Below are 23,158 nucleotides of genomic sequence, written 5' to 3' on the forward strand. Positions count from 1 at the left end.
GACGGGGAGACCGTTCATGCTCAGCCGCATCGCCGACATCCTGGTGCCCGCCGTCGGCCGCCTGTCGGTGACCACCGACCCCGGCGTCGCACTCGCGCCGGGCAGCATCGTCGCCGCGAACCACACGTCCCTGGCCGATCCCGCGGTCGTGGTCGCCGCCCTGCGCCGGCTCGGCGCAGAGCCGGTCATCATGGCGGCCGCAGGGCTGTGGCGCATTCCGCTGCTCGGCCGCGCGCTCGTCCGCGAGGGGCACATCCCCGTCTTCCGCGGCGACCGACGCGCCGCCACGGCACTGGACACCGCGGCAGAAGCCCTGGAACGGGGACGGCTGGTCCTCATCTATGCCGAAGGGGGCCTGCCCCGCCGCAAGGACGTCGGGGAAGAGGTGCCCGGCGCCTTCCGCAGCGGCCTGGCCCGGCTCGCCGAGCGCACCGGGGCCCCCGTCATACCCGTGGGCCAGGCCGGAGCCCGCCGGATCACCTCGGGCAACCCCGTCAAGCAGCTCGCCGGCCTGGTCACGGCGCCCCTGCGCCGACCGGACCTCCATGTGCACGTGGGCGCGCCGCTGGACCTGACCGGCACCCGCGCCGCCCGTACGGCACGGGCCCGCACCGCGGTGACCACCGCGTGGCGAACGGCGGCCGCCCACCTGCGCGAGCCCGCCGCGTTCCCGCACACGCCATCGGCTTCCTGAGCCGGACCCGGATCCCGTCCCGCGACGACCGGATTCCCGTGTGCGGGGACCGTCGGGAGCGCCGGAGCGCGAGATTTGCCGAAGCGGCAAGTTCTGTTGCCTGTTCCGGCGCGGGAGTCGCAGCCTGGTCCCGGTCGAGAAAACCGAAACCGAGAGACCGAAAGGCTGCGCGATGACTACCGACGAAGGCGCCGGGCCCGCACCGGAACCCCGCGACCACGAGCCGGTCAACAACCGGGTCCACCGTGTCCCGGCCGGTGAACTGGATGGCTTTGCCGCCATCAGCGGGGGCACGGTCGGCTCGAAGAAGCTCTGGATGGGGCTGGTGGAGAACCCGCCGCTGAGCTCGACGGACAACCACCACCACGGCGATTCGGAGGCCGGTGTGTACGTGGTCAGCGGCCACCCCGTGTTCGTGTACCACGACGGCACGCGGGAGGTGCGGCTCGCCGCCGGACCGGGCGACTTCTTCCTCGTCCCTCCGTTCGTCCCGCACCGGGAGGAGAACCCCGACCCGGACGAGCCCGCAGTCGTCGTGATCGCCCGGACCACCCAGGAACCCGTCAAGGTGTCCGTACCCGAGCTGTACCGGCTCGACGGGCCGGGCGCGTGGCCGGGCCCCGGCCCCGACATCTGACCGTGTGCCGGGGATATCATCCGGCATTCGTATGCACGGCGGGCAGTGCCTGCAACCGGCAGGAGTGGTGGGTGACATGGGCGACATGTGGACCGGGCGGAAGGTACGTCTGCGGGGTGTCGAGCCGGAGGACTGGGAAGGTTTCCGCGACCTGGCCCGGGACACCGTCGACGTCCGCAACACCGGCCTGATCGACCCTCCCCGCTCCGAGGAGAGCTTCCGCGCCTGGACCGCCGAGCGCGCCGGACGCCCGCCGGGCGGGGAGGCGTTCCGGCTGGTCGTCGAGGGGCTGGCCGACGGGGCCTTCGCCGGATCCGTGACGGTCGGCGAGTTCGATGCCCGGGCCGGGAGGTTCAGGACGGGCATCGAGATCACCCGCGAGAACCGTCGCAGGGGTTACGCGGCCGAGGCCACCGAACTGCTCCTCACCTACATGTTCGCCGAACAACGCTGCAACAAGTGCGAAGTGGAGATCTACGCCTTCAACGACGCTTCCCTCGCCCTTTACCGGACTTTGGGCTTCGTCGAGGAAGGACGGCTCCGCCTGCACGAGTTCTTCGCCGGCGACTACCACGACGTGGTGCTGATGGGCATCACCGCCTCCGAGTACTGGACCACCCGCCGTCCCCCCTCGGTGCGGTGACCGCGCCGGAGGCCCGCCTCACAGGTCGTCGACCCGGACCAGCCCGTCCTGGATCGCCCGTGCCAGGAGCGCGGCCTTGGTGGGCGCCGCCCTGCCGCTCATCGCGTACTTGACCCGGATGTGTTCGAGGTGGGTGTTGACCGTGCGCGGCGAGATGCCCAGGCGCCGGCCCACGAAGTCCTTGGACTCGGACTGGAACCACTCGATCAGCACCTCGGTCTCGCGCGCCGAGAGCGTCGGCCGGCCGGTGGAGCGGTCCCCGGCCAACGCGCCCGCCAGCGACGGCGGAGTGTACGCACGACCCGATGCCGCGGCGGCGGCGGCTTCGAGGAGATGCTCGGCCCCCTCGGCCTTCGTCAGATAGCTCAGGGCCCCCAACTCAAGGCAGTGCAGGGCGATTTCGTCATCCGCCCGCATCGAGTAGACGACGACCTGCCGCCCCGCCTCGGCCAGTCTGCGCAGCTCCCCCATGGCCGGTGCCGGCCCGCCCAGATGCAGGTCGAGGATCACCACGTCGGCGGTGGCACCCTCCCCGGTCCACGCGAACCGGACGTCGTCACCCGACGCCACGACCCGGATCGGCGGGGTACCGGTGGTCAGCCAGTGGGCGACCCCGGCGCGTACGGCGGGGTGGTCGTCGACGATGACCGCGCTCAGCCCTGTCGCTCGTGCCATCTGGCCTCCAGCCGCAGGTACTCACCGTAGACACCGTACTCGACCCCGACCCGGCCGGTGGAGGGGATGACCACGTCGGCACAGGCGTCGGCCACCACCGCGATGCGCACCTCCTCGTCGGTGCGCAGCATGCTCACCCTGGCCCGACTCCGCGCCGCGGACAAGGCCGCGACCACCGGCCCGGTCAGCTCGCGGCGCACCTGAGGGGGCACCGGCACGACGGCGCCGCTGATCGCGAACGACACCTCCACGCCCCGCTGTTCCGCCGCGTCGACGCATGCGGTGACCTCGTGCACCAACGGGTCCGGCACGTCGTCGTTCTCGGCGAACAGCCGCCGCAACTGCGTCGAGGCCAGCGCACACCGCCGCCGGGTGTCGTCGTCGCGGGGATCCAGCTCGCCGTCGGCCAGACCCGCGAGCAGCGGCAGCGTCGCCCCCAACTGCCCGGCGAACACGCTCCGTCGCCCCTGTTCCTCCTGCTGCGCCGCCACCATCCGCGCCACCAGCAGGTCCTGTTCCTCGGCGACCGCCGCAGCCTCGCGGCTCTGCCGGTGCAGCACCCGTGTGATCACCACGACCGCCAGCTGGACGTCGACCGCGCCGAACACGGCGGCACCGGCCGCACCCAGCGCGGCACGGTCCGGCACGCCCGCCGACAGGAACAGCCCCGTGCTCGTCACCAGATGCGCGGCCAGGACCGTGACCAGTACCCGGGGCCGGTCCAGCAACAGCAACAACAGGTGCCACCCCACCAGGCCGAACGACCAGTCGGGAGCCTGGAAACGCCGGTCCGGGTCGATCGCGGCGGCGGCGCAGAACGACGCCGCGAGCACCACCGCCGTTCCGGCCGCCACGAGGGCGACGGGCAACGGCCGACGGCGCAGCACCCATCCGCAGCAGACCGCGGTGACGCAGGCCAGGGCGACGAAGGCGGTCACGGCGAGCCACCGGTACCGGTACTCCTGCGCGAGCAGGGGGCGCAGGCTCAGGCCGAACTGCAGAACGCCGGTGGCACAGACCAGGATGATCCGCATCGTCGCGTGAACGTGGTCGCCCGCCGCCCGCCGCTCGCCCGCCGCACGTCCCTCACCTGCCGCGCGTTCCTCATTCACCGGGCCACACCAGCCTCACGGTGACCCCCGCACCGGGACACGAGGTGACCGTGGCGCTGCCGCCGACGGCGGCCATGCGCTCGACCATCGAGTTCCGGATCCCGCGACGGGAGCCCGCCACCCCGTCCGGGCGGAACCCCACCCCGCGATCGGCCACCACCACGACGACCCGCTCGCCCTCGCCGTACGCGCTCAGCGAGGCGGTGTCGACCCCGGCATGCCGTTCGACGTTCACCAGCGCCTCGCGCACCGCCCGGACGAAGGCGAGCGCCACCGAGGCCGGAACCAGCGGGGCGTGCTCCGCGCGGACGTCGACGGCCAGCCGGCCACGGCCGACGACGGCGCGCAGCGAGGCCGCCAGGTCCACGGCACCGTCCTGGGCGGACGCTCCTCCCGAAGTACCGGTGAGCACCGCCAGGTCGTGCCGGGCGTACTCGGCGACCCGCTCCGGGTCGGTCTCCTCCGCCTGCGTCGTCACCAGGAGGAAGGTCGACGCCGCCGTGTCGTGCAGCAGCGCGAGGTACTCGCGTTCCTGCCGGTGCCGCGCCAGGGCGGCGGCCTCCGCGCGCACCAGCGCCGACCGGCGTTTCCGCAATTCGTCCACCCGCCTGCCCGACCGGCGGAGCAGTACGAAACCCAGTCGCGCCAGCAGGCACTCGAACACCAGGCGCGGCAAGAGGGTGCCGACGACGCCGGTCCCCGCCGCGGCCAGGTCGACGGCGAGCAGCCCGGCCGTGACGGGCACGGAGACCGCCGGGGACCACTCCCACTGGAGTGTGATCGCCGTTGTGGTCAGCACGTTCAGCGCCCACGGGTTCAGCGGTCCGCCGGTCCACTCCTGGGTCGCGCAGACCGCCACCACCCGCAGCACGGCGAACACCAGCGACCACGCCGCGCCCCGCCCCGTGAGCCCCGCCCAGCAGTCCACTCCGGCCCCCACGAGCACCAGCCCGAACAGGGCGAATCCCAACGGCAGGGCCCGGTCGGGCACCGCGAGGAGACCGAAGACACTGATGACGGCCACCGCGACGCCGCGGACGGGAGGGGCCAACTGGTGGGCGGACGCCAGGAACCGCGTCTCGACACCGCAGGATGACGGTCCGGGCATCGGATCACCGCCCTCCCGGATCGAGCCGGTCATCTCGCCTGCCGGGCACGGACCCGGCGACGCGGGACTATACCGAAGCCGTACGACGAATCCTCACGCCGGACGCACGAAGTGCCGCACGCACGAAGCGCCGGATGCGCGGAATGTCAGGCGCACGAAACGGCGAACACGCGAAACGGCGGACATGTCGCATCCCGTACGTCGGTCGAACGTCCGATGCCGAACGGGCCGTCCGTTGCTACTTTTCGGCGCGCAATGCTCCTCGGCGCGGGAGCCGGGTCGACAGTGGGAGTCGGGTTGATATCAGCAACGGGAATCAGTCGTGCATGGATCGCGATCGTCACGGTATGCGCGGCCCTGGTGGTCTCACTCGGCCTCGTGAGTCCGGCCACCGCCGCTCCGGCCTGGCCCGTCCTCGACAACGGCACGACCGGGGCCAACGTGGCCACCGCCCAGTACCTGCTGCGCGGTCACGGTTACGACATCTCGGTCGACAGCGACTTCGGCCCGGCGACCGAGAACACGGTGGTCGCCTTCCAGGAGTCCAAGGGATACGCCGCGGACGGTGTCATCGGGGCGGAGACCTGGCCGGGCCTGATCGTCACGGTTCGCGAGGGCGAGAGCGGCGACGTGGTCGCGGCGGCGCAGACCGCCCTGAACAAGTACGGGTACGGACTCGTCGTGGACGGGCAGTTCGGGCCGGCCACCGCCTCCGCGGTCACCTCCTTCCAGAGCGACAAGGGGCTGGCCGTGGACGGTGTCGTCGGCCCCGAGACCTGGCGGAACCTCGTCGGTCTGGGCGGCGGCGGTGGCGACGGGGGCTGCACGGTGCCGGACGACCCCGACCCCGAGGTGCTCCGGATCGTCTACCGGACCGGCGTCGAACTCGGCGTCAGCGACAAGGTGCTGCTCGCCGGGTTCGAGGCGGGCGTGGTCGAGTCGAACATGAACAACCTGGACTGCGGCGACCGGGACTCGCTCGGGGTGTTCCAGCAGCGCCCGTCGCAGGGCTGGGGCACGCCGGAACAGATCATGGACGTGTCGTACGCGTCGAACGCGTTCTTCACCCCCGCCATCCGGGTGGCGGCGAACAACCCGGACCTGTCCGCGGGCGAGGTGGCGCAGACCGTGCAGGTCTCGGCCTACCCGGACCGCTACGACGCCGTGGAAGGCACCGCCCGCGCCCTGATCGAACGTGCCAAGGAACTCTTCGGCCGGCCGTAGGCGGCACGGGACGGCACCGGAACGGTACGAGGACGGCACCGGAACGACATGGGAGCTGCGACATGACAGGATTCCGGTCCCGATCCCCGGGCGTCACGACCGGGGGCGGCCGCACGGCGCGCCCCCACGGCCCGGGGCCGGGCGGTGCACGGTCAGGCAGGCGTCGCCACGGCGACGGCCGGCCGAGGTACGGACCCGGTGCCGTCCCAGGACAGCACCGGCCGCTCCTCGTACCCCTCGGGCCGGGCGATGGGATGGTCGAGGAGGACGCCCTCGACGACGGCGAACGCGGCCACCAGCGTTTCGGCGTGCGGCACGAGGGCTGTGACGACGCCTTCGGAGGCGTCCTGCAAATCCCTCACCTGCGCGCCGGTCAGATGCCCGTCGGCGAGCAGATCACCACTGTGCGCCATGACCTGACGCAATGCGAACAGCCGGTGAAGCAAGGCGAGTTGCTGCCGCGCATCGTCGTCGGTGGCTTCCGCCGCCGCGTCCAGGAGGGCCTGGCCGGCCTGGCGCACCGCATGGGCGTCGACCAGCTTCAGGGCCGAGTTGACGGTGTTGTTCCACCGGTTGAGCGGATCTCCCGGCGGGCTGCTGCGCAGGCGTCTGCGCGCCCGCTGGTGCCAGATGCGCTCGATGTCGCCCAACAGGTCCTGGAGGAAATCGTTGTCGGCGAGGTCCCGGGCCCCGGGGTCCCGGTCGCAGGGCTGCTTCGGGGTGAAGTGGCCCAGGAGCATCTCGCCGGCCGCCTTCACCCAGATCACCAGGTTGTCGCCCTCCGCGGTGATCGTCCCCTCGTTGGCGGCGAGCTGGCCGGCGATGCCGTTGGCGAGGAAGAGCCCCTGGGCGCCGCAGCGTTCCCGGCACTCGGTCATGACCTCTCGCGCCTGCCAGGTGATCCAGCCCTTCGTTATCGCCGTGAACCGCTCGCTGTCTTCCCGCTCCGACTCCTGCCCGTGCTCCGCCGCCTCGACCCAACGCCGGACCGCGGCCCGGTGCAGCAGCGTCGCCGCGTAGGTGGTGGCGACGGATTCGAGGAGCGGGGTGTGATGGCTCCGGTGGGCGAACAGCGGCACGCTGCCACCGGACGTCACCCCGGCCGTCCGCCGGTTGAAGGCGTGCCGGACCGCCACCGCGACCGCGTGCCGGGTGACCCCGAGGCTGTAGCCGCTCATGCACAACTTGCCGACCGTCACGCGGCCGATGGACTTCAGGAAGCGCCTGCGGGGGCTGCCGATCGAGCTGACGAAGGCGCCCTCCGGAGTGAGGCGCCCGTACTCCGACTCCAGCAGCGCCTCGCGCGGCAGCCGCACGTGGTCGAACGAGGTGATGCAGTGGTCGACCGGCGCCGTGGCCGTCTGCGGCAGCCTGCGTATCTCCACGCCGGGCAACGCGAGCCCGTTCTCGTCGCTGAGCGGGGTCAGGAACAGGAAGACGCCCCGGTCCCTGCCGTCCACGATCAGCCGGGCGGCGACCACGGCGGACTTGGCACCGCCCGTGGAGCTGGTGTTGGGCATGAACTTCCGTGCGTCCGCGTGGGGAGTGTGCAGCACGAACTCACCGGCGGCGTGGTCGTACGTGGCGGTGGTCTCCAGCTGTGAGGCGCTGTTGCCGTGTCCGGCCTCCGTGCACAGGAACGTCCCCGTCCGCCGCAGTTCGGCGAACTCCCGCAGGTCGTGCTCCGGTTGACCGAGGGAGTGGTCGAAGAAGCTTCCGAGGAACAGGTTGTAGTGGATGCTCGCCACCGTCCCCAGCCCCGGATCCACGGGGCCCACCCACTCGTGGAGCGCCGTCAGCCGCTGCACGTCACCGGCGAAGTCGACGGGATCGTCGAGGGCGGCATTGACTAACCCCAGCCGCTCGTACGACAGAGCGGAACGCTCCTCGGGCGACAGACCTTCCCGGAAGCGGAATGGTTCCGTGCCGAACAGTTTGCGCCACGGCTCGTGATGCCGATCCAGTTGTTCGCCGAACAGCGCCCGGGTGAGCGCTGCCGTCGTCGTGATGGCCCGGCCGGAAGGAGGGCAGGAGATGATCATGACTGGGAACGGTAGTCCATGGGATTGACCGGTCCGGAGTGATGATCGACACGATTGAGAGTGCTCCGATCACGGTACGTGCTCACTTCTGCGTGCCCGTAACCCTGCTTCGGACGATCTTTTTGGATCAGGTGCCACCGGCCGGGTGGCACCCCCGTGCGGCGGGAAGCGGAAGAGGAAAACCCGTACCGGCCGACCGGTCTTTCGGAATCCGGGAACGGCCCGGCCCGGACGGTCGGCCAACGGTGAACGGCTGTCAGGAAGGTTCCGTCCCGAGGTCATCGCGGTGGCGGGACCGTGCGTACGGAGCCTGCGCGACCACGGCCCCGGCACGGCCTGACAGCTTCCGGCCACACCATTTCTTGACTGGACATTGACAGCGATTTGGTCGACTCGCGAGGCTGCGTCCCTGACCATGTCGCCCGTTCGAACAGAGGCCCCCACATGACATCGCGTTCATCCCTGTTGCTCGCGTCGGCCCTGGCCGGCGTCAGCTTGCTGTTCACCGTTCCGGCGTCCGCCTCCGCGAGCCCCGCGCCCGCCTCGGCCTCCGCCGGTGTCGCACCCGCCAACTCCTGCTTCAGCTGGGGCAGGTCCCTCAGCGAAGGGACGTCCGGCGAGGACGTACGACAGCTCCAGATCCGGGTCGCCGGCTACCCCGGATTCGGCGGAGAACTGGCCATCGACGGCGAGTTCGGCCCGGCCACGAGAGCCGCGGTGGAGCGCTTCCAGGCGGCGTACGGCCTGGAGGCCGACGGCATCGCCGGCCCGCTCACCTTCGGCAAGATCTACGAACTCCAGAAGGGCGACTGCTCCCCGGCCAACTTCGACTGGTCGGAACTCAACCAGTGCGGCACCGACTGGTCGGGCGGCCAGGTCGACGCCGCCACCGTCCAGGCCAACGTCCTGGTCACCATGTGGAAGCTCCAGGCCCTGCGGCACGCGATGGGCGACCGGCCCATCGGCATCAACGACGGCTTCCGCGACCACGCCTGCAACGACGCCGTCGGCGGCGCTTCCGACAGCCTCCACATGTACGGCCTCGCCGCCGACATGAGCGCCGGCTCCCAAGGCTTCTGCGCCCTGGCCTTCGAGGCCCGCGAACACGGCTTCACCCAGATCCTGGGCCCCGGCTACCCGGGCCACGACGACCACGTCCACGTCGCGGGCGGCACCGGCCGGTACTGGTCCGCACCCAGCTGCGGCCTCTGACCCCACACCCCCACACCCCACCCCACGTCACGCGGATACCGAAACCCCACCGCGCGACGGAAACACAACGGGCGGGCCTGGCCGGGCCGTACGCCGGGAAAGCCACCCCGGCACCCCGGCACCCCGGCCGCACCCCACCCCGCGCCCGCCACGGCAGGCCCGCCCGCCCGTAGAGAAAGGGACACCACCCATGCTTTCCAGAACATCCGTGAGGACCGCCCTCGCGGCCCTCGCCGTCACCGGGCTGCTCGTCGCCGCCCCCTCGGCGACGGCGGCCACCCGGGACTCGGCCACGACGCCGGCGAGCACCGCCCAGCCGCCGTCCGCCGGGGTCACCGTGAAGATGCCGTCCGCGGTCGCCGACCGCCTCGGCACCGACCGCCGGGCGCTGGTGGACGCCGTCTCCGCCGACGTCCTCTCCCGGTCCCACGACGCCAAGGGCCTCGCCCCGAAGGCCGCCGTCGACAAGCTCGCCGACGAGGGCCGCAAGGTGGTCGTCGACGTCCGCACCGTCTCGCGCGACTGGGCCCGGGGCGTCGCCTACGTCGAGGCGTCGCGCACCCAGCACGGCGAGCCGGAGGGCTGGCTCTACATCGCCCACCGCGAGGCCGGCCGCTGGGTCTCCGGCCTCGAGGGCGACCGCGAGTTCGCCGACCACGTGGCGAAGTCCCCCCTGGTCGGCAAGACGGAGCGGCAGACCATGACGGCGTACGCGCAACGCAAGGCGACGCCGCAGACGCAGACGTCGTCGGTGGGGGTCCTGGCCAACACCAACGGGCTGCTGCTGCCCTGGATGCCCGACTACTACATGACCCTGACCGGTGGTGCGCACTCCAGCTCCGGAGGGACCGGCTACTGGAGCAGCCTCGACTTCGCCGGTGGCAACGCAAGCGGCCGGGTCCGTTCGTCCCGTGAGGGCACGGCGACCTCGATGTGCGGCGCCGGCGGCGGCTGGACCAGGGTGATCCACCCGGGCGGCTTCTCCACGGACTACTACCACATGTGGAACGCCACCTACTACAACGGGACGTCGATCGCCCGCAGCGCCCTGCTCGGCAACATCGGCACCGACACCTGCGCCGGCGGTTCCGCGACCGGAGCCCACGTGCACTGGAGCCTGCGCACGTACGACGCCAACTACAACGGCCAGTACACCTGGCTGAACGGCCGCACCATCGGCGGCTGGGCCTGGTGGAACGGCTCCAGCCAGTACACCGGCTGTGCCACCCGCCTCGGCGTCACCGCCTGCCCCGGCACGGCGATCTACAACCGCACCAGCTGACCCCGCCCCGAGCCTTCGCACCCGGTCCCCCCACCGGGTGCGAAGGCGCACGGACACCGCACCGCCGGGCCCGTACGGTCGCGGCGGTCAGGCGGGCCAGCCCCCGGTGCGCCACTCCTGGCGCCCCTCGGCCGCTTTGCCCCGCGAGGTGCGGGCGGCGAGTGCGGCGGCCAGGTCGCAGTGGACGGGAACGGCCGGGTCGTCGTCGCCCGGCACGAGCGAGCCGTCCGCCGGGATCGCGGCCAGCTCCATGGGACGCCCGGCGGCGGCGAGACGGCGAGCGGCCTCGGCGACGGCGAGCCGGCCCTCCGTGGACCAGCCGCGCAACTCGGTCAGGTCGACGACGACCGGCCCGGTGCCACGGGCCAGCACCCAGCCGACAGCACCGATGAAGCGGTGGGCGGCGTCGGGGCCGAGGTGACCCGCGACGGAGAGGATGCCGAGATCCTGCTCGATGCGGTAACGCCACTCAATGGTCACGGTCGTCAACTGCCTTTCGTACGCGGTCGTTTCCGCGGAGACGGACCCGGAAACGGAGACGGGAGCGGATACGGACGCAGGCGCGGGTCACGGGGAGCGGCGGTCACCGGGCCCCTCTTTCGGTCCGCGCCGCCCGGAAGCCGCTCACCGACTGCGGGCTGATCCACAACAGCGTGTCGTGCGGGCCGTGCGCCCAGCCGGGCAGAGTGCGCCGGTAGTGGGCCGCCTCGTCCGGATCGGTGACCGGTTCGGCGGGACCCGTCGCGGTGACGCTCCAGCCGGGACCGGCCGGGGCGGGGAGCCCGTCCACGTGGTACGTCACCGTCACCCGGCCGCACAACGCGGCCTCCTGCACGGGACTTCGTACGATCAGCCGGCCGTGGGCGAGGACGTGAACGGCCGGGCGGACGACGGGAGCGCCCCTGGACACGTGGACGAGCCGGCCTGTGCGGCTGCCCTCCAGCAGGTACAGGGCCTCGGCCCCGGAGACCTCGACCAGGTGGTGCGGGGCGAAACCCCCGGTGCCGTCCGTGCGGGCGTCGGTCATCGGGCGGATTCCTCGTGTGCGGCGGTCCCGGTGGGGCCCGGCTTCCGGGAGGAGTCCGGGGGCAGGACACCCGCGCGCTCCAGATGGCTCCGGGCGCCGGCGATGGCCTCGGGGGTGGTGGCGTACTCGCGGCCCTCGTGACGCAGCAGGGCGAGCGCACCGACGGAGTCGAGGACCTGGCGCTGGCCCGGCCGTATCCCGGAGGACATGACGACGATCCCGCGCCGGTTCAGCTTCTCGATCGCGTCCTTGAGGACGAGCGCACCGGTCGCGTCCATCGTCATCACCCGGGACATGCGCAGGATGACGACGCGGACGTCGGCGACCTCGGTCAGTTCGAGCAGGAAGCGGTGGGCCCCCGCGAAGAACAGCGGCCCGTCCATGCGGTAGGCGACGATGTGCTCGGCCAGCAGCGCGTGCTCCTCCGCGCTGTGCTCGCCCTGATCGAGCGGCACCCGGTCCGTGCGGGTCTGCTTGGCGATGGCGCGCAGGGCGAGGGCACCGGCCACGACGAGCCCGATGACGACCGCGTAGACGAGATCGAGGCAGACCGTCGCCACCGCGGTGAGGACCAGGATCAGGGCGTCGGAACGGGTGGCCCCCACCATGGCGCGCAGCGAGCCGACCTCGACCATCCGGATCGCGGTCGCGATCAGTACGCCGGCCAGCGCCGCGAGCGGGATCCTCGACACCAGCGGGGCGGCGGCGAACACGATGGCCGCGAGGACGGCGGCGTGGGTGAGGGAGGCCAGGCGGGAGGAGGCGCCGGTGCGCACGTTGACGGCGGTACGGGCGATGGCACCGGTCGCGGGTACGCCGCCGAACAGCGGGGCGGCGATGTTGGCCAGGCCCTGTCCGAACAGTTCCCGGTCCGGATCGTGCTTCTGCCCCACCGTCATGCCGTCGGCGACGGACGCGGACAACAACGACTCCAGCGCGGCCAGTGCCGCCACCGCGACGGCGGGTGCGAGCAGCGAACCGAGCGTCCCGGGATCGAGGAAAGCCGGAGAGGGCGCGGGCAGGCCCGCGGGCAGGTCCCCGATGGGCGCGGCCGCGTCCAGGTGGAAGACCTGCGCCACGACGGTGGCGGCGATCACCGCGACGATCGAGACGGGGACCGTCGGGCGCAGCCGCGCGCCGACGAGCATCACCGCGGCGACCGCGAGGGCGAAGGCGACCGCCGTCCAGTTCGGTGCCCTCACGAACTCCTCCACGGCCCGCCAGGTGACCACGAGGACCTTGTCGCCCTCCGGCTTGGCCACCCCGAACGCGTTCGGGACCTGTTGCAGCCCGATCACGCAGGCGATGCCGAGCGTGAAGCCCTCGACCACCGGTGCGGGTACGTACTGCATGTACTTGCCCGCACGCAGCGCCGCGAGCGCCACCAGCATGAAACCGGCCATGAGGCCGACGGTCAGGACACCGCCGGGGCCGTACTGGGCGACGATCGGCACCAGGACGACGGTCATCGCACCGGTCGGCCCGGACACCTGCAGGTTCGATCCGCCGAAGACGGCCGCCAGGGCTCCCGCCACGACCGCCGTCGCGAGGCCCGCCTCCGCGCCGAGCCCGGAGGTGACACCGAAGCCGAGGGCGAGCGGCAGCGCCACGATCGCCACCGTCAGACCGGCGAGCAGGTCATGACGCGGATCACGGCCCATCTGCGCCAGATCGGCGCGGGTGGGCAGGAGGGAACGCACGGAACTCAGGGCCCGGCCCAGCAGGGAACTCATGTGGCCGCGACCTCCGCGGTCCGGCCTTCCCCGGCCCGGTCCTGCTCGGACCGGATCGGGGTGGCCCGGTCCTGTTCGCTCTCGCGCAATTCGGCGAGGAGCTCGTTCTGTCCGGCGAGCATCTCGGTCAGGATCCGCCGGGCGGCCCGCATCAGATCGGCCACATCGCCCCCGGCCAGGGCGTACACCACGGTGGAGCCCTCGCGCCGCGAGGCCACGATCCCGGAGCGGCGCAACACCGCGAGCTGCTGGGACAGCGCGGAGGGTTCCACCTCGATCCGGGCCAGCAGGTCCCGCACCGGGGTCGGCCCCTCCTGGAGCAGTTCGAGCACGCGTATGCGTACGGGGTGGCCGAGCATCCGGAAGAATTCGGCCTTGGCCTGATACAGCGGAACCGACACGGAATCCTCTCCTGGATCGGCGCCCGCGAGGGCGCGCGCACGACGGGCAGCCGCGTCTCCGTGCGAACGGCACCGGGTGAGGAGGCAGGGGCGCGACCGTCTTCAGCTTCTAACGACTTGCGAAATTTCGCAATTCACTAGTCGATTCATAGACTACGGCCGTGAGCGAAAATCTTCCCCCCTGCCCCGAGTGCACGAGCGTCCACACCTACGAGATGGGCGCCCTCCTGGTCTGCCCCGAGTGCGGGCACGAATGGTCCCCGGCGTCCGCCGGGGCCGCGCCCGCCGACGCCGGTGCGCACGTCATCAAGGACGCGGTCGGCAATGTCCTCGCCGACGGCGACACCGTGACCGTCATCAAGGCCCTCAAGGTCAAGGGGCACCCCACCGGCATCAAGGCCGGCACCAAGGTCCGGGGCATCCGCCTCATCGAGGACGGCGTCGCCGGCCACGACATCGACTGCAAGATCGACGGCTTCGGCGCGATGCAGCTCAAGTCCAGCGTGGTCAAGAAGGCCTGATCGCGGGCCGGACGGCGCCGCGGAACGACGAAGCTCCCGGTGGCGGGGCGCCCGGCAGGAGCCGCGCACACCCACCGGGAGCTTCGCGCGTTCCCGGTCCTGCGGCGCGTCGGCCGGTCTCATAACCCGGCGACAGCGCCCTCGGCCTCCCCGCACCGGATCCGAGAGGCCGTGAACCGGGGCCGAGGGGCCGTGAACCGGGGCCGAGGGGCCGTGAACCGGGGCCGAGGGGCGATGGCGAGCCGGCCGTCGTTCAGCTGGGGCGGTTCCGGATGCTCGTGAGCAGTACGGAAAGGCGCTTGAGACCCGGACCGCCGTCCTCGTCCCGGTGGGCGCCGTGAGGGGCGAGGGCGGGTTCGGCGGGGACACCCTGCGGGCCCCGCGAAACCGCCTCGTCGGCCGGGGCGGCCCGCAGGAAGGCGTCCCCGGGAGGCCGTCCGGGAAGTACGGCGTGTGACTGCTGCTCCGAGGCCCTCTGCTCGCGCCGGGCGCGCACCGCCGCCCCGATGATCCACGAGCCCGCCACCGGGGAGATCCGGGACGGGGCGTCCTCCCGCGCGGGCACGGGCGCGGGGCGGTGGACGAGTGCCGCGGCGCCGTGGTCGCCGTCGGCCTCCACACTGGCCGGCGGTGCGTGGACGGCGAACCGGGCCGCGCCGGGGCCCACGAGTTCGACGGCCCTCCCGGCACCGGCTCCGGCGACCGCACCAACCCCGGCGACCGCACCGGGAACCGCGCCGTTCCGGACCGGGGCGTCGGCACCGGTGCTCCCCGTCAAGCCCCTGTCACCGGCGCCCCCGGCCTGTTCTTGGCGCAGTTGCTCCCGCAGCGCCGCGAACGCGGACTCCAGCCGCCGGTGCCGCTCGGCGAGGGCCTCGTACTTCTCGTTCTGCCGCGCCATCTCGACGGCGTGCTCGCCGATCAGCTTCTCCACCGGGCCGCGGTCGGTGAACGCCATGATGGTGCCCACGAGCCGCTCGCCGTCCCACACCGGAACGGTGGTCACATCGGCGGACACCCGGTCACCGTCCTTCGTCCACAACACCTGGTCGTGGGCCCGGCACTTGAGCCCGGAGACGAGCGTGGCGGCCAGGGGCGTCTCCAGGTACGGGTTCGGCTCGCCGTTCGCCCGCGAGTGCAGCACCAGCGGATGCAGCTTTCTGCCGTCGAGGTCGCTCGCGCGGAAGCCGAGGATGCGCGCGGCTGCCGGATTGACGAGGACCACCCGCCCCTCGGTGTCGGTGCCGATCAGCCCCTCGGTCGCCGCACGGAGGATCACCTCGGTCCGCCGCTGGGAACGGACCAGGGCGGCTTCCGCGTCGTGCGCGTCGGTGAGATCGCGGACCACGAGCAGCAGCGCCCCGCCGTCGGAGCGGTCCCGGCCGGGACCGTGCGGCTCGCGCCCGCTCCCGAGGTCCGTGGTGACCACCTCGGCGGGGAACTCGCCGCCGTCCAGCCGACGGGCCGTCATCCGGAGCGGGGCCCCGCGCCCCCGCCGGACGGTGCGGCCGTCGGCGGCGCGCGGCGTCCCCGGGGCCGCGCACGATCCGTGGTCCGGCAGCAGACCGGGCAGTCCGTGTCCGACGAGCGGGGTCCCGGGCGCCCCGAACATGTCCTGGGCGGCGTCGTTCGCACTGACGACGGTCCCGTTCCGGTCGATGAGCACGATGCCGTCGGGAAGGGCGTCGAGTACGGCGGCGAGTCGGGCGCCGCCTTGGAATGACCTGCTGTTCACGACAGATACTCCTCCCCGGGCCCGTGTGCCCGGCACCCGTTGTGGACACGCCTTCGTGCGCCGGTGGACACGGGTGTGGAAACACAACGGTGACGTGACCGGCAGGCTCTGACAGCAACAACCTAACCCCGTCGCACACCCCGGAAAGGCGGCTCGGACGCCGCCCGGAGCATTCTTACGGCTGCCTTAATCATCGGATCAGGTTGGGCTAACGAGGCCGGTATGTCCGCCCTTCCGGTGTCAGTCGTCGCCGCGCAGACTCCCGGTGGGAAGGCCGAGTTCACGCTCGGCCGTCGCGACCACGAGGGTGTCGAGCACGGGATGGGCGAACGATTCGTCCCCGTTCGCGTACGAATCGAGCCCGTCGATCGCCACCAGGATCACCACGCACGCCCCCAGCGGGTCGTCGGTGGTGAAATCGCCGGTGCGCACGCCCTCCTCGATCACCGAGGTCAGCGCGTCGCGCATGACTGCCTCCTGCTCGCCGACGACGCGCCGGAGGTTCGGGCGGTAGCGCGAGAGGTGACGGGCGTTCAGCCAGAGCCTGCCGAGGTCGGCGAAGTCCTCGTCGCCGATCCGGCGCAGGAACCGGCTCAGCCGCCGCGCCGGAGGCAACCCGGCCTCGCCGTCCGGCAGGAGCGCTTCGCGCTCACGGGCGGCCGCGCGGGCGAACGCCTCGCACAGGAGGAGATCCGCCGAGGCGAAGTAGTGGCTGATCAGCCCCGGCCGCACGCCGAGCTCCTCGGCCACGAGCTGCATGGTCACCCGCTCCAGTCCGCGCTCCAGGGCGAGGCGGGCGGCGGTCCGGAGGATCTCCGCCCGCCGTTCCGCGGGGGACTTGCGCGCTCGGGGACTCCGGGGGGTTGACGTCATGGGGATCACGCTATTGGATACGGCACCAACAGGGTATTGGTGTCGACACCAATAAGCCTGGTCGTTCCGGCTGCGTGTCGTCGGTCACCGCAGCGTCGAGGATCTCTCGCCCTTTCGCCCTGCTCGAAGGAACCAACACCCATGAAGCGTCCTCCCGCGGTCGTCGTCGTGACCGTCCAGGCTGCTGAGCCCGATCGCACCGGTGGCATCGAGACCCGGGGCATCGACCGCGTGCCCGACGACGAACGGCACGGGTCGCCACGTGAGCTCTTCGCGATCTGGGCCGCGCCGAACGTGAGTTACCTCAGCTTCGTGGTCGGAGGCACACTCATCCTGCTGGGACTGTCACTTGCCGAGGCGATCGGCGTCATCGTCGCGGGCAACCTGCTCTGGCTCCTGACCGGTTTCATGGCCGTCAGCGGCCCCGTCACCGGAACGTCGAGCTCGGTGATCTCCCGGGCCATGTACGGCGTGATCGGCAACAGGGTGATCGTCGCGGTCACGGGATGGCTGCTCTCCGCGCTCTACCTGGCGCTCAACTGGTCGGCGGCCTCCGTGGCCGCCCTCGGCATGGCGGGCCAGCTCGGCCTGCCCGACACACCCGTTCTCGGCGCCGGAGTCATCTGCCTGATCGCCGGCCTCACCGTCCTCATCGCGATCTACGGCCACGGCACCATCGTGCGCCTGTACATGACCCTGACGATCCTGCTCACCCTCGTGTTCCTCGCCGTCTCGGTGTGGACGCTCGGCCATGTGAACTGGTCCTACGCACCCGCGGAGCCGCCGACCGGGTACGAGCACCTCGTCGTGCTGGTCGCGGGCTTCACCATCGTCGCCTCGACCCCGTTGTCGTACGGCAACAGCCCGGACCTGACGCGCTACCTCCCGAAGGACACCAGTGGGCGGGCCGTCGCACTGTGGACGGCGTCCGGGGCCTTCCTGCCGAGCGTCGTGTTCACCACGGTCGGGGCGCTCGCGGCCACGACCCTCGACATGAGCGATCCGCAGGCCGCGCTGGAGAGCATCATGCCCGTCTGGTTCGTGCCCACCTTCGTCGCCGCGGTGGTCGTGAACACCATCGCGAACAACGGCATGACGGCCTACAGCGCCGGCCTGTCGATGCAGTCGATCGGAGTGCGCCTCCCGCGAGTGTCCGCCGTGCTCGTCGTCGGCGTCGTGGGTACGGTCATGACGCTGTTCGCGATCCTGGTCTTCGACTTCCTCTCCTCGGTCAAGGCCATGATGGAACTGGTCGTGGTCGTCACCGGACCCGTCGTGGCCGTCTACGCCACTGATGTCGCCCTGCGGCGCAACCGCTACGACGGGCACGCCCTGCACGACCAGAGCCGCACCGGCCCGTTCTGGTACCGCGGCGGGGTCAACTGGGCCGGTGTGCTCGCCGTCTGCCTCGGCGCCTCCGCGGCAGCCGCGTGCGCGAGCTCCAGCTTCTGGGCCGGGCCGGTCTCCGACGCCATGGGCGGCCTCAACCTCGCCGTTCCCGTCGGCGTCCTCGGCTCGGCGGCCCTGTACTGGGCACTGTCCCGGGCCCTTCGCACCCTCCCCGCCGTCGCGGCCCGCCGCTGAGGGAACGCCGCGCGATCACGCCCGTGCGCCATGACGAAGCTCCGGACCGGCCCGACGGACAGGCCCCTCCCGCGTCCGAACCCCCTCGCGCGAAGGGACGTCGGCATGCGCCGAAGCCCTTCGACCGGATCATCCGGTGAAGGCGAACGGGTTGCCGTCCAGCGTCCAGTGGGGGTCGGGAGTGATGCCCAGGGCGGTGTAGACGTGGGCGGCGACATCGGCGTGGTGGAGGGCCGACGGAGTCCTGCCCGGGGACAGACCGGGGCCGCACGCGGCGATCCAGGCCGTGCGCTCCAGTGAGCTGCGGCCACCGTGACCTCCTTCGTCGCGGTGGCCGTGATCCGTCACCACGATGATCGTCCACCGCTCGTGCCGCGGGCGCTGTCGCACGGCGGCGACGAGCCGGCCGAGGCGCCGGTCCGCCGCCTCGATCGAGCGGCGGTACTCCTCCCCGCATCCGAGGAAGTGGGCGGTCTCGTCGACGGCGCCCAGATAGACGAAGCCGGCGTGGAGTTCCTCGTCCAGGCCCAGGATGTGTTCCGCCTCGACACCCACCCGGTCGTCCACCTCCTCCCACGCCTCGGGCGTGTCCGCGCGCGGAGCGACGTGACCGAGCCGGGTGGGGGCGACGAAGAGCGGGCCACCCTCCCGGGCGAGGAAGAGCGGTGCCCAGCCACCGACGGCGAAGGTCCGCCGCCCGCAGTCGGCCGCGAGGCGGGTCGTGAAGTCGGGGAAGACGTCGAGGCGGTTGCCGTCCAGACGATTGGCCCACACCCCGTGCTTGGCGACCCCGACGCCGGTGACGATGGTGGTCCAGCACGGGCCGGACATCGTCGGGGTGTCGGCGTCCACCTCGACGGGAGCGAGGAAGCCCGCGCGGGCGATCCCGTCGAGGTGGGGCGTGTCGAGCTCGGGGAGCAGATCGAGGCGTACGCCGTCGATGCCGATCACCAGTACGCAGGAGGTGTCCATGGAGGGTCCAGAGGTGTTGTGGGCGGGAGGGGGAAGGCAAGCCCGGCGGAGGCCGGGCCCGGGGCGCGGAGGCCGCTCGGCGGGCTCTCAGGGCCCGACACGGCGCAGGCGTATCAGACTGCTGGCGTGGTCGCCGTCCGGGAGGCGCGGGTCGATGCCCCGGGCGACCAGGACGGCCCCGCTGTACTCCTGCTTCAGGTCCGGGTCCAGATAGCGCGCCCCGGGGTCGAGCGCGGGCAGCCGGACCGGGGCGGGGCGGTGACCGAAGCGGGTGGTGGGGCGCCAGACGAGGAGCACGTGCTCGCTGTCGTCGGGGGCCGCGTAGTGGACGGCGGCCATCGGCCCGGGTACGACGACGCGGTGCTGGACGCCCCGCTGCACGAGCGGGCGGACCCGCTTGTAGTGGGCGACGAGTTCGGCGGCCTCCGCGAGTTCCTCCTCGGACCAGGACGTCAGGTCCCCGCCGATCCCCAGCGCCCCGGCCATGGCGACGTGGAAGCGGAAGCGCAGCGGGGTGCGCCGACCGGTGGTGGTGTTGGGGCTGTCGGTGACCCACGCGGCCATGGTCTGGGCGGGGAAGAGCTGGGAGAAGCCGTGCTGGATGCCGATCCGGTCGACCGGATCGGTGTTGTCCGAGGTCCAGGCCTGGTCGGTACGGGCGAGCATGCCGAGGTCGACGCGGCCGCCACCGCCCGCGCACGCCTCGATGCGCAGTCCGGGATGGTCGGCGCGGAGCCGGTCCATGATCCGGTGGACGGCGCGGGTGTGACCGATCCACAGGCGGTCCGGGTCGGGGTGACCGTCCCAACCGGCCTCGGTGAAGGGACGGTTGGCATCCCACTTGAGCCAGTCGACGTCGTGTTCACGGACCAGGTGGCCGAGGGTTTCGTAAGCCCATGCCTCGACCTCGGGCCGGGCGAAGTTCAGCACCAGCTGGTTGCGGAGCTCGGTGGCGTCGTGGTGAGGGGAATGGATGACCCAGTCCGGGTGGGCGCGGTACAACTCGCTGTCCCGGTTCACCATTTCCGGTTCCACCCAGAGTCCGAACCCCATGCCGAGGCGGTGCACCTCGTCGGCGAGCGGACGCAGTCCGCGGGGGAACGCCCCGGGCCGAGGGGTCCAGTCGCCGAGCCCGGACCGGTCGTCGCGGCGGGTGCCGAACCAGCCGTCGTCCAGGACGAAGAGCTCCGCGCCGAGCCCGGCGGCCAGGTGTGCGAGGCGGATCTGGCCGGGCTCGTCGACGTCGAAGCCGGTGGCCTCCCACGAGTTGTAGAGGACCGGACGATCCCGCTCCGGCTCCGGCAGCACGTGCCGGCGCACATGGGCCTGCCAGGCGCGACTGGCCCCGCCGAACCCGTGCGGGGTGTAGAGGCCCGCGTACACCGGTGTCCGAAGGCTCTCGCCGGGCCGTAGGGTCCAGCCGATCCCCTCGTGCCCGAAGCCGCCGGTCCAGGTGGTGCGTCCGACCGGATCACGGTGGACCGTGACGCGCCAGCTCCCGCTCCAGGCGAGCGCGGTGCTCCACACCTCGCCCCGCTCCTCGCCCGCGGTGCCGTCGTCGACGGCCAGCCAGGGGTTCGTGTGGTGACCGGTCAGCCCCCGACGGCTCGTCAACACGGTCTCGGCCACGGGCAGTCGGTCGCGCTGGAGCTGGAACTCGCTGTTCCAGCCGCCCACCAGATGGCTGAGCCGGTAGTCGGCCAGCGGGGGAGCGGTCCAGGAGGCCGAGTCGAGCCGGTCGACAGCGATCGGACCGCCCCCGGCCTCCAGGTGGGTCAGTTCCGTCCAGCGCTCGATGACGTCGGTGCCGGGTCGGACGCGGTAGCACAGTTCCGCCCGCAGGGGGCGACGGCGGTCCTCCAGACACAGCCGCAGTTCGCCGCCGTCGGCGGTGTGGCCGACGAAACGCCACTGGACACCGCGGGTGCCGTCGGCGAAGCGGACCTGAAGGCCGGCCGGCCCGAAGCGCGCCCCGGTCTGCGGCGCGAGTTCGTCGGCGGCGGCATCGGCCTCGAAGCTGCTCGCGGCGGGGGAGGCGGCCTCCGGCAGTCCGGCCAGGACGTCGGTGCCGAGTGGCCGGCCCCAGTACACGTGCCGGGGACTGCCGTCGGGGGCGACGCGCAGCGCGTACACGCTGTTCGGTGTGCGCAGGACCGCGAAGCCGAGGTCGGGAACAAAGGTGACGGGTGGAAGCGTGGTGAGCACGGACGGATCCCCATGACGTGCGGAGAGGAACAGGGCTGCATCCAAGGAGATGTGGCCGAGGAAGGGCCACGTCGCGATCCTTTGCCGGAGAGGGGCGAGGAAGCGGCCCGAGCGTAGGGCAGCCCCAACTCCTAAATCAATACTGGAAGAAGTTATTTATTTGCTCTACATTGCCTCCGTGTTTCGACATCACTCCCAGCCTCTGGTCAGTGCCCCTGCCGAGACCGCGGTCCTCGCACTGCTCCTTGCGGAAGGGCCGCTCAGCAGAGTGGAACTGGCCCGGCGAACGGGGCTCTCATCGACGGCCGTCACCAAGGCGGCCCGACCTCTCATCGACGACGGCTACCTGTACGAACTGCCGCCGGAGCGCACCGCACCCGGTGCGGGCCGGCCGGTCTACCCGCTCTCGGTCGCTCCCGACCGGGAGTACTTCATCGGACTGAAGATCAGTTCCGACGAGCTCTTCGGCGCCGTCTGCGACCTGCGGGCCGGCATCCGGGCCACGGCGGTCCGGCCCCTCGGTACCTGCGCGCCGGAGGACGTCGCCGTCCTGGTCGCGGAGCTCGTCGACGAACTCCTCGATGTCGACCCCGCGTTCCGGGACCGTACGCGCCACCTCGGTGTCGCGGTGAACGGCGACGTGGACCGCGACAGCGGGCGGCTTCGCCACTCCGGTCTTCTCGGCTGGAAGGACGTGCCACTGGCCGAACTGCTCGCCGCCGCCACCGGCCTGAGGGTCACCGTCGAGAACGACGTCAGGGCCCTGACCGTTGCGGAGCACTGGTTCGGCGAAGGCATCGGAACCGGCTACTTCGCCCTGGTCACCATCGGATCGGGCATCGGTTCCGCCCTCGTCGTCAACGGGCATCTGCTGCGCGGGGCCCACGGCGTCGCGGGCGAGGTCGGACACATCTGTGTCGACCCGGCCGGACCGCGCTGCCGCTGCGGTGCGCGCGGCTGCGTCGAGGCGATCGGCTCGACCGACGCCATCCTCGCCGCGGTCCGCCGGGCCGCCGCGAATCCGCGCCTCACGTTCCACGAGGTCGTCGAGATGGCCCGCGAGGGCCACCCCGAAGCCCGGGACGCCTTCGCCAGGGCCGGACGGGCCATCGGCGTCGGCATCGCCGCACTGGTCAACCTCGTGGGTCCGGAGCGGGTCGTCGTCAGCGGCGAAGGAGTCGACGCATACGACCTGTTCAGCCGCCACATCCAGGAGGCCTACAGCACACACGCCTTCGGAGCGGCGTCCCGGTGCCCGCTGTCGCTGCGCCCGCTGCCCTGGGAGGAGTGGGCCCGCGGAGGAGCCGCCGTGGCCATCCAGGCACTCTTCCCCCAGCCCGCGGCCACCTCCGCAATCGGCGCCGGCTGACCGACGAGGCGGCCCGCCGCCCCCGCGCAGCCGCCGCACACGACTCCCCGACCGCCGCCCTCCTCCGCCTGCAAGCAATGACGAGGGCGTCGGCCAGGGAACACATCTG

21 protein-coding genes are annotated in these 23,158 nt (G+C 72.1%); 9 read left to right on the forward strand and 12 right to left on the reverse strand.

Translation table 11 applies throughout. The features are described 5' to 3' along the window. Positions 1-16: 16 nt before the first annotated feature. The 3 genes from ACFYW1_RS17750 to ACFYW1_RS17760 all read left to right on the forward strand — a co-directional run bounded on the left by ACFYW1_RS17750 (position 17) and on the right by ACFYW1_RS17760 (position 1,974). A complete protein-coding gene (locus ACFYW1_RS17750) occupies positions 17-694 on the forward strand; it encodes a lysophospholipid acyltransferase family protein (protein WP_388993206.1) in 678 nt (225 codons plus the stop codon). Between the two features lie 172 nt (positions 695-866). Beyond that, positions 867-1,331 (forward strand): cupin domain-containing protein, encoded by a 465-nt coding sequence (locus ACFYW1_RS17755; RefSeq protein WP_388993209.1) that lies wholly within the window; start codon positions 867-869, stop codon positions 1,329-1,331. Positions 1,332-1,407: 76 nt separating this feature from the next. Beyond that, the gene (locus ACFYW1_RS17760; protein ID WP_388993212.1) at positions 1,408-1,974 is read left to right on the forward strand and encodes a GNAT family N-acetyltransferase; all 567 of its coding nucleotides are present in this window, start codon (positions 1,408-1,410) and stop codon (positions 1,972-1,974) included. 18 nt (positions 1,975-1,992) lie between these two features. Here the strand turns inward: ACFYW1_RS17760 and ACFYW1_RS17765 are convergent, their stop codons facing one another. Genes ACFYW1_RS17765 through ACFYW1_RS17775 form a run of 3 tightly spaced genes read right to left on the reverse strand, consistent with a single transcriptional unit; the run spans position 1,993 to position 4,869 of the window. Then, positions 1,993-2,649 (reverse strand): response regulator, encoded by a 657-nt coding sequence (locus ACFYW1_RS17765; RefSeq protein ID WP_388993215.1) that lies wholly within the window; start codon positions 2,647-2,649, stop codon positions 1,993-1,995. Then, positions 2,628-3,761, reverse strand: a complete 1,134-nt coding sequence (locus ACFYW1_RS17770; protein ID WP_388993218.1) for a hypothetical protein — start codon at positions 3,759-3,761, stop codon at positions 2,628-2,630. Before ACFYW1_RS17770 ends, ACFYW1_RS17765 begins: the two co-directional genes overlap by 22 nt. Next, a complete protein-coding gene (locus tag ACFYW1_RS17775) occupies positions 3,754-4,869 on the reverse strand; it encodes a sensor histidine kinase (RefSeq protein WP_388993221.1) in 1,116 nt (371 codons plus the stop codon). The genes ACFYW1_RS17770 and ACFYW1_RS17775 overlap by 8 nt, the downstream gene beginning before the upstream one ends. 378 nt (positions 4,870-5,247) lie before the next feature. On the opposite strand from ACFYW1_RS17775, the gene ACFYW1_RS17780 reads away from it, so the two are divergent. Beyond that, positions 5,248-6,093, forward strand: a complete 846-nt coding sequence (locus ACFYW1_RS17780) for a peptidoglycan-binding protein (RefSeq protein ID WP_388993224.1) — start codon at positions 5,248-5,250, stop codon at positions 6,091-6,093. A 152-nt stretch (positions 6,094-6,245) separates the two neighbouring features. On the opposite strand, the gene ACFYW1_RS17785 is transcribed toward ACFYW1_RS17780, so the two are convergent. Beyond that, entirely contained in the window at positions 6,246-8,135 is a 1,890-nt protein-coding gene (locus ACFYW1_RS17785) for an acyl-CoA dehydrogenase (RefSeq protein ID WP_388993227.1), read from the reverse strand. Positions 8,136-8,579: 444 nt separating this feature from the next. Here ACFYW1_RS17785 and ACFYW1_RS17790 point away from each other — a divergent pair, with 444 nt between their 5' ends. Beyond that, positions 8,580-9,347, forward strand: coding sequence for a D-Ala-D-Ala carboxypeptidase family metallohydrolase (locus ACFYW1_RS17790; RefSeq protein WP_388993230.1), 768 nt, complete (start codon positions 8,580-8,582; stop codon positions 9,345-9,347). 190 nt (positions 9,348-9,537) lie between these two features. Further along, a complete protein-coding gene (locus ACFYW1_RS17795) occupies positions 9,538-10,629 on the forward strand; it encodes a M23 family peptidase (RefSeq protein WP_388993233.1) in 1,092 nt (363 codons plus the stop codon). Positions 10,630-10,716: 87 nt separating this feature from the next. Here the strand turns inward: ACFYW1_RS17795 and ACFYW1_RS17800 are convergent, their stop codons facing one another. The 4 genes from ACFYW1_RS17800 to ACFYW1_RS17815 all read right to left on the reverse strand — a co-directional run bounded on the left by ACFYW1_RS17800 (position 10,717) and on the right by ACFYW1_RS17815 (position 13,790). Beyond that, positions 10,717-11,109: an anti-sigma factor antagonist gene (locus ACFYW1_RS17800; RefSeq protein ID WP_388993236.1), complete on the reverse strand. Its 393-nt coding sequence runs from the start codon at positions 11,107-11,109 to the stop codon at positions 10,717-10,719. A 103-nt stretch (positions 11,110-11,212) separates the two neighbouring features. Beyond that, positions 11,213-11,656, reverse strand: coding sequence for a pyridoxamine 5'-phosphate oxidase family protein (locus ACFYW1_RS17805; RefSeq protein ID WP_388993239.1), 444 nt, complete (start codon positions 11,654-11,656; stop codon positions 11,213-11,215). After that, positions 11,653-13,389, reverse strand: a complete 1,737-nt coding sequence (locus ACFYW1_RS17810; protein ID WP_388993242.1) for a SulP family inorganic anion transporter — start codon at positions 13,387-13,389, stop codon at positions 11,653-11,655. Before ACFYW1_RS17810 ends, ACFYW1_RS17805 begins: the two co-directional genes overlap by 4 nt. Next, complete coding sequence (locus tag ACFYW1_RS17815; RefSeq protein ID WP_388993245.1) at positions 13,386-13,790, reverse strand: ArsR/SmtB family transcription factor; 405 nt, start codon at positions 13,788-13,790, stop codon at positions 13,386-13,388. The genes ACFYW1_RS17810 and ACFYW1_RS17815 overlap by 4 nt, the downstream gene beginning before the upstream one ends. Positions 13,791-13,951: 161 nt before the next feature. Between ACFYW1_RS17815 and ACFYW1_RS17820 the strand changes: the two genes are divergently transcribed. Beyond that, positions 13,952-14,311 (forward strand): zinc ribbon domain-containing protein YjdM, encoded by a 360-nt coding sequence (locus ACFYW1_RS17820; RefSeq protein WP_388993248.1) that lies wholly within the window; start codon positions 13,952-13,954, stop codon positions 14,309-14,311. A gap of 253 nt (positions 14,312-14,564) precedes the next feature. On the opposite strand, the gene ACFYW1_RS17825 is transcribed toward ACFYW1_RS17820, so the two are convergent. Both ACFYW1_RS17825 and ACFYW1_RS17830 read right to left on the reverse strand, forming a co-directional pair. Next, a complete protein-coding gene (locus tag ACFYW1_RS17825; RefSeq protein ID WP_388993251.1) occupies positions 14,565-16,046 on the reverse strand; it encodes a PAS domain-containing protein in 1,482 nt (493 codons plus the stop codon). A gap of 240 nt (positions 16,047-16,286) precedes the next feature. Then, a complete protein-coding gene (locus ACFYW1_RS17830; RefSeq protein ID WP_388993254.1) occupies positions 16,287-16,919 on the reverse strand; it encodes a TetR/AcrR family transcriptional regulator in 633 nt (210 codons plus the stop codon). A gap of 141 nt (positions 16,920-17,060) precedes the next feature. Between ACFYW1_RS17830 and ACFYW1_RS17835 the strand changes: the two genes are divergently transcribed. Continuing rightward, the gene (locus tag ACFYW1_RS17835) at positions 17,061-18,503 is read left to right on the forward strand and encodes a purine-cytosine permease family protein (RefSeq protein ID WP_388993257.1); all 1,443 of its coding nucleotides are present in this window, start codon (positions 17,061-17,063) and stop codon (positions 18,501-18,503) included. Positions 18,504-18,632: 129 nt separating this feature from the next. Here the strand turns inward: ACFYW1_RS17835 and ACFYW1_RS17840 are convergent, their stop codons facing one another. Both ACFYW1_RS17840 and ACFYW1_RS17845 read right to left on the reverse strand, forming a co-directional pair. After that, on the reverse strand, positions 18,633-19,475 hold the full coding sequence (locus tag ACFYW1_RS17840; protein ID WP_388993260.1) for an alkaline phosphatase family protein: 843 nt from the start codon (positions 19,473-19,475) through the stop codon (positions 18,633-18,635). 87 nt (positions 19,476-19,562) lie between these two features. Continuing rightward, entirely contained in the window at positions 19,563-21,680 is a 2,118-nt protein-coding gene (locus ACFYW1_RS17845) for an alpha-galactosidase (protein ID WP_388993263.1), read from the reverse strand. A 178-nt stretch (positions 21,681-21,858) separates the two neighbouring features. Here ACFYW1_RS17845 and ACFYW1_RS17850 point away from each other — a divergent pair, with 178 nt between their 5' ends. Further along, entirely contained in the window at positions 21,859-23,049 is a 1,191-nt protein-coding gene (locus tag ACFYW1_RS17850; protein ID WP_388993266.1) for an ROK family protein, read from the forward strand. Positions 23,050-23,158: the final 109 nt, after the last annotated feature.

Origin of the sequence: Streptomyces sp. NPDC002669, from assembly GCF_042889165.1 — a bacterium.
Classification (GTDB): Bacteria; Actinomycetota; Actinomycetes; order Streptomycetales; family Streptomycetaceae; genus Streptomyces.

Bases quoted from the DNA above. Each gene is read 5' to 3' on its own strand.
- ACFYW1_RS17795 (WP_388993233.1), top strand. From the start codon at position 9,538: ATGCTTTCCAGAACATCCGTGAGGACCGCCCTCGCGGCCCTCGCCGTC.
- ACFYW1_RS17830 (WP_388993254.1), bottom strand. From the start codon at position 16,919: ATGACGTCAACCCCCCGGAGTCCCCGAGCGCGCAAGTCCCCCGCGGAA.
- ACFYW1_RS17760 (WP_388993212.1), top strand. From the start codon at position 1,408: ATGGGCGACATGTGGACCGGGCGGAAGGTACGTCTGCGGGGTGTCGAG.
- ACFYW1_RS17840 (WP_388993260.1), bottom strand. From the start codon at position 19,475: ATGGACACCTCCTGCGTACTGGTGATCGGCATCGACGGCGTACGCCTC.
- ACFYW1_RS17790 (WP_388993230.1), top strand. From the start codon at position 8,580: ATGACATCGCGTTCATCCCTGTTGCTCGCGTCGGCCCTGGCCGGCGTC.
- ACFYW1_RS17805 (WP_388993239.1), bottom strand. From the start codon at position 11,656: ATGACCGACGCCCGCACGGACGGCACCGGGGGTTTCGCCCCGCACCAC.
- ACFYW1_RS17755 (WP_388993209.1), top strand. From the start codon at position 867: ATGACTACCGACGAAGGCGCCGGGCCCGCACCGGAACCCCGCGACCAC.
- ACFYW1_RS17835 (WP_388993257.1), top strand. From the start codon at position 17,061: ATGAAGCGTCCTCCCGCGGTCGTCGTCGTGACCGTCCAGGCTGCTGAG.
- ACFYW1_RS17750 (WP_388993206.1), top strand. From the start codon at position 17: ATGCTCAGCCGCATCGCCGACATCCTGGTGCCCGCCGTCGGCCGCCTG.
- ACFYW1_RS17765 (WP_388993215.1), bottom strand. From the start codon at position 2,649: ATGGCACGAGCGACAGGGCTGAGCGCGGTCATCGTCGACGACCACCCC.
- ACFYW1_RS17810 (WP_388993242.1), bottom strand. From the start codon at position 13,389: ATGAGTTCCCTGCTGGGCCGGGCCCTGAGTTCCGTGCGTTCCCTCCTG.
- ACFYW1_RS17785 (WP_388993227.1), bottom strand. From the start codon at position 8,135: ATGATCATCTCCTGCCCTCCTTCCGGCCGGGCCATCACGACGACGGCA.
- ACFYW1_RS17775 (WP_388993221.1), bottom strand. From the start codon at position 4,869: ATGCCCGGACCGTCATCCTGCGGTGTCGAGACGCGGTTCCTGGCGTCC.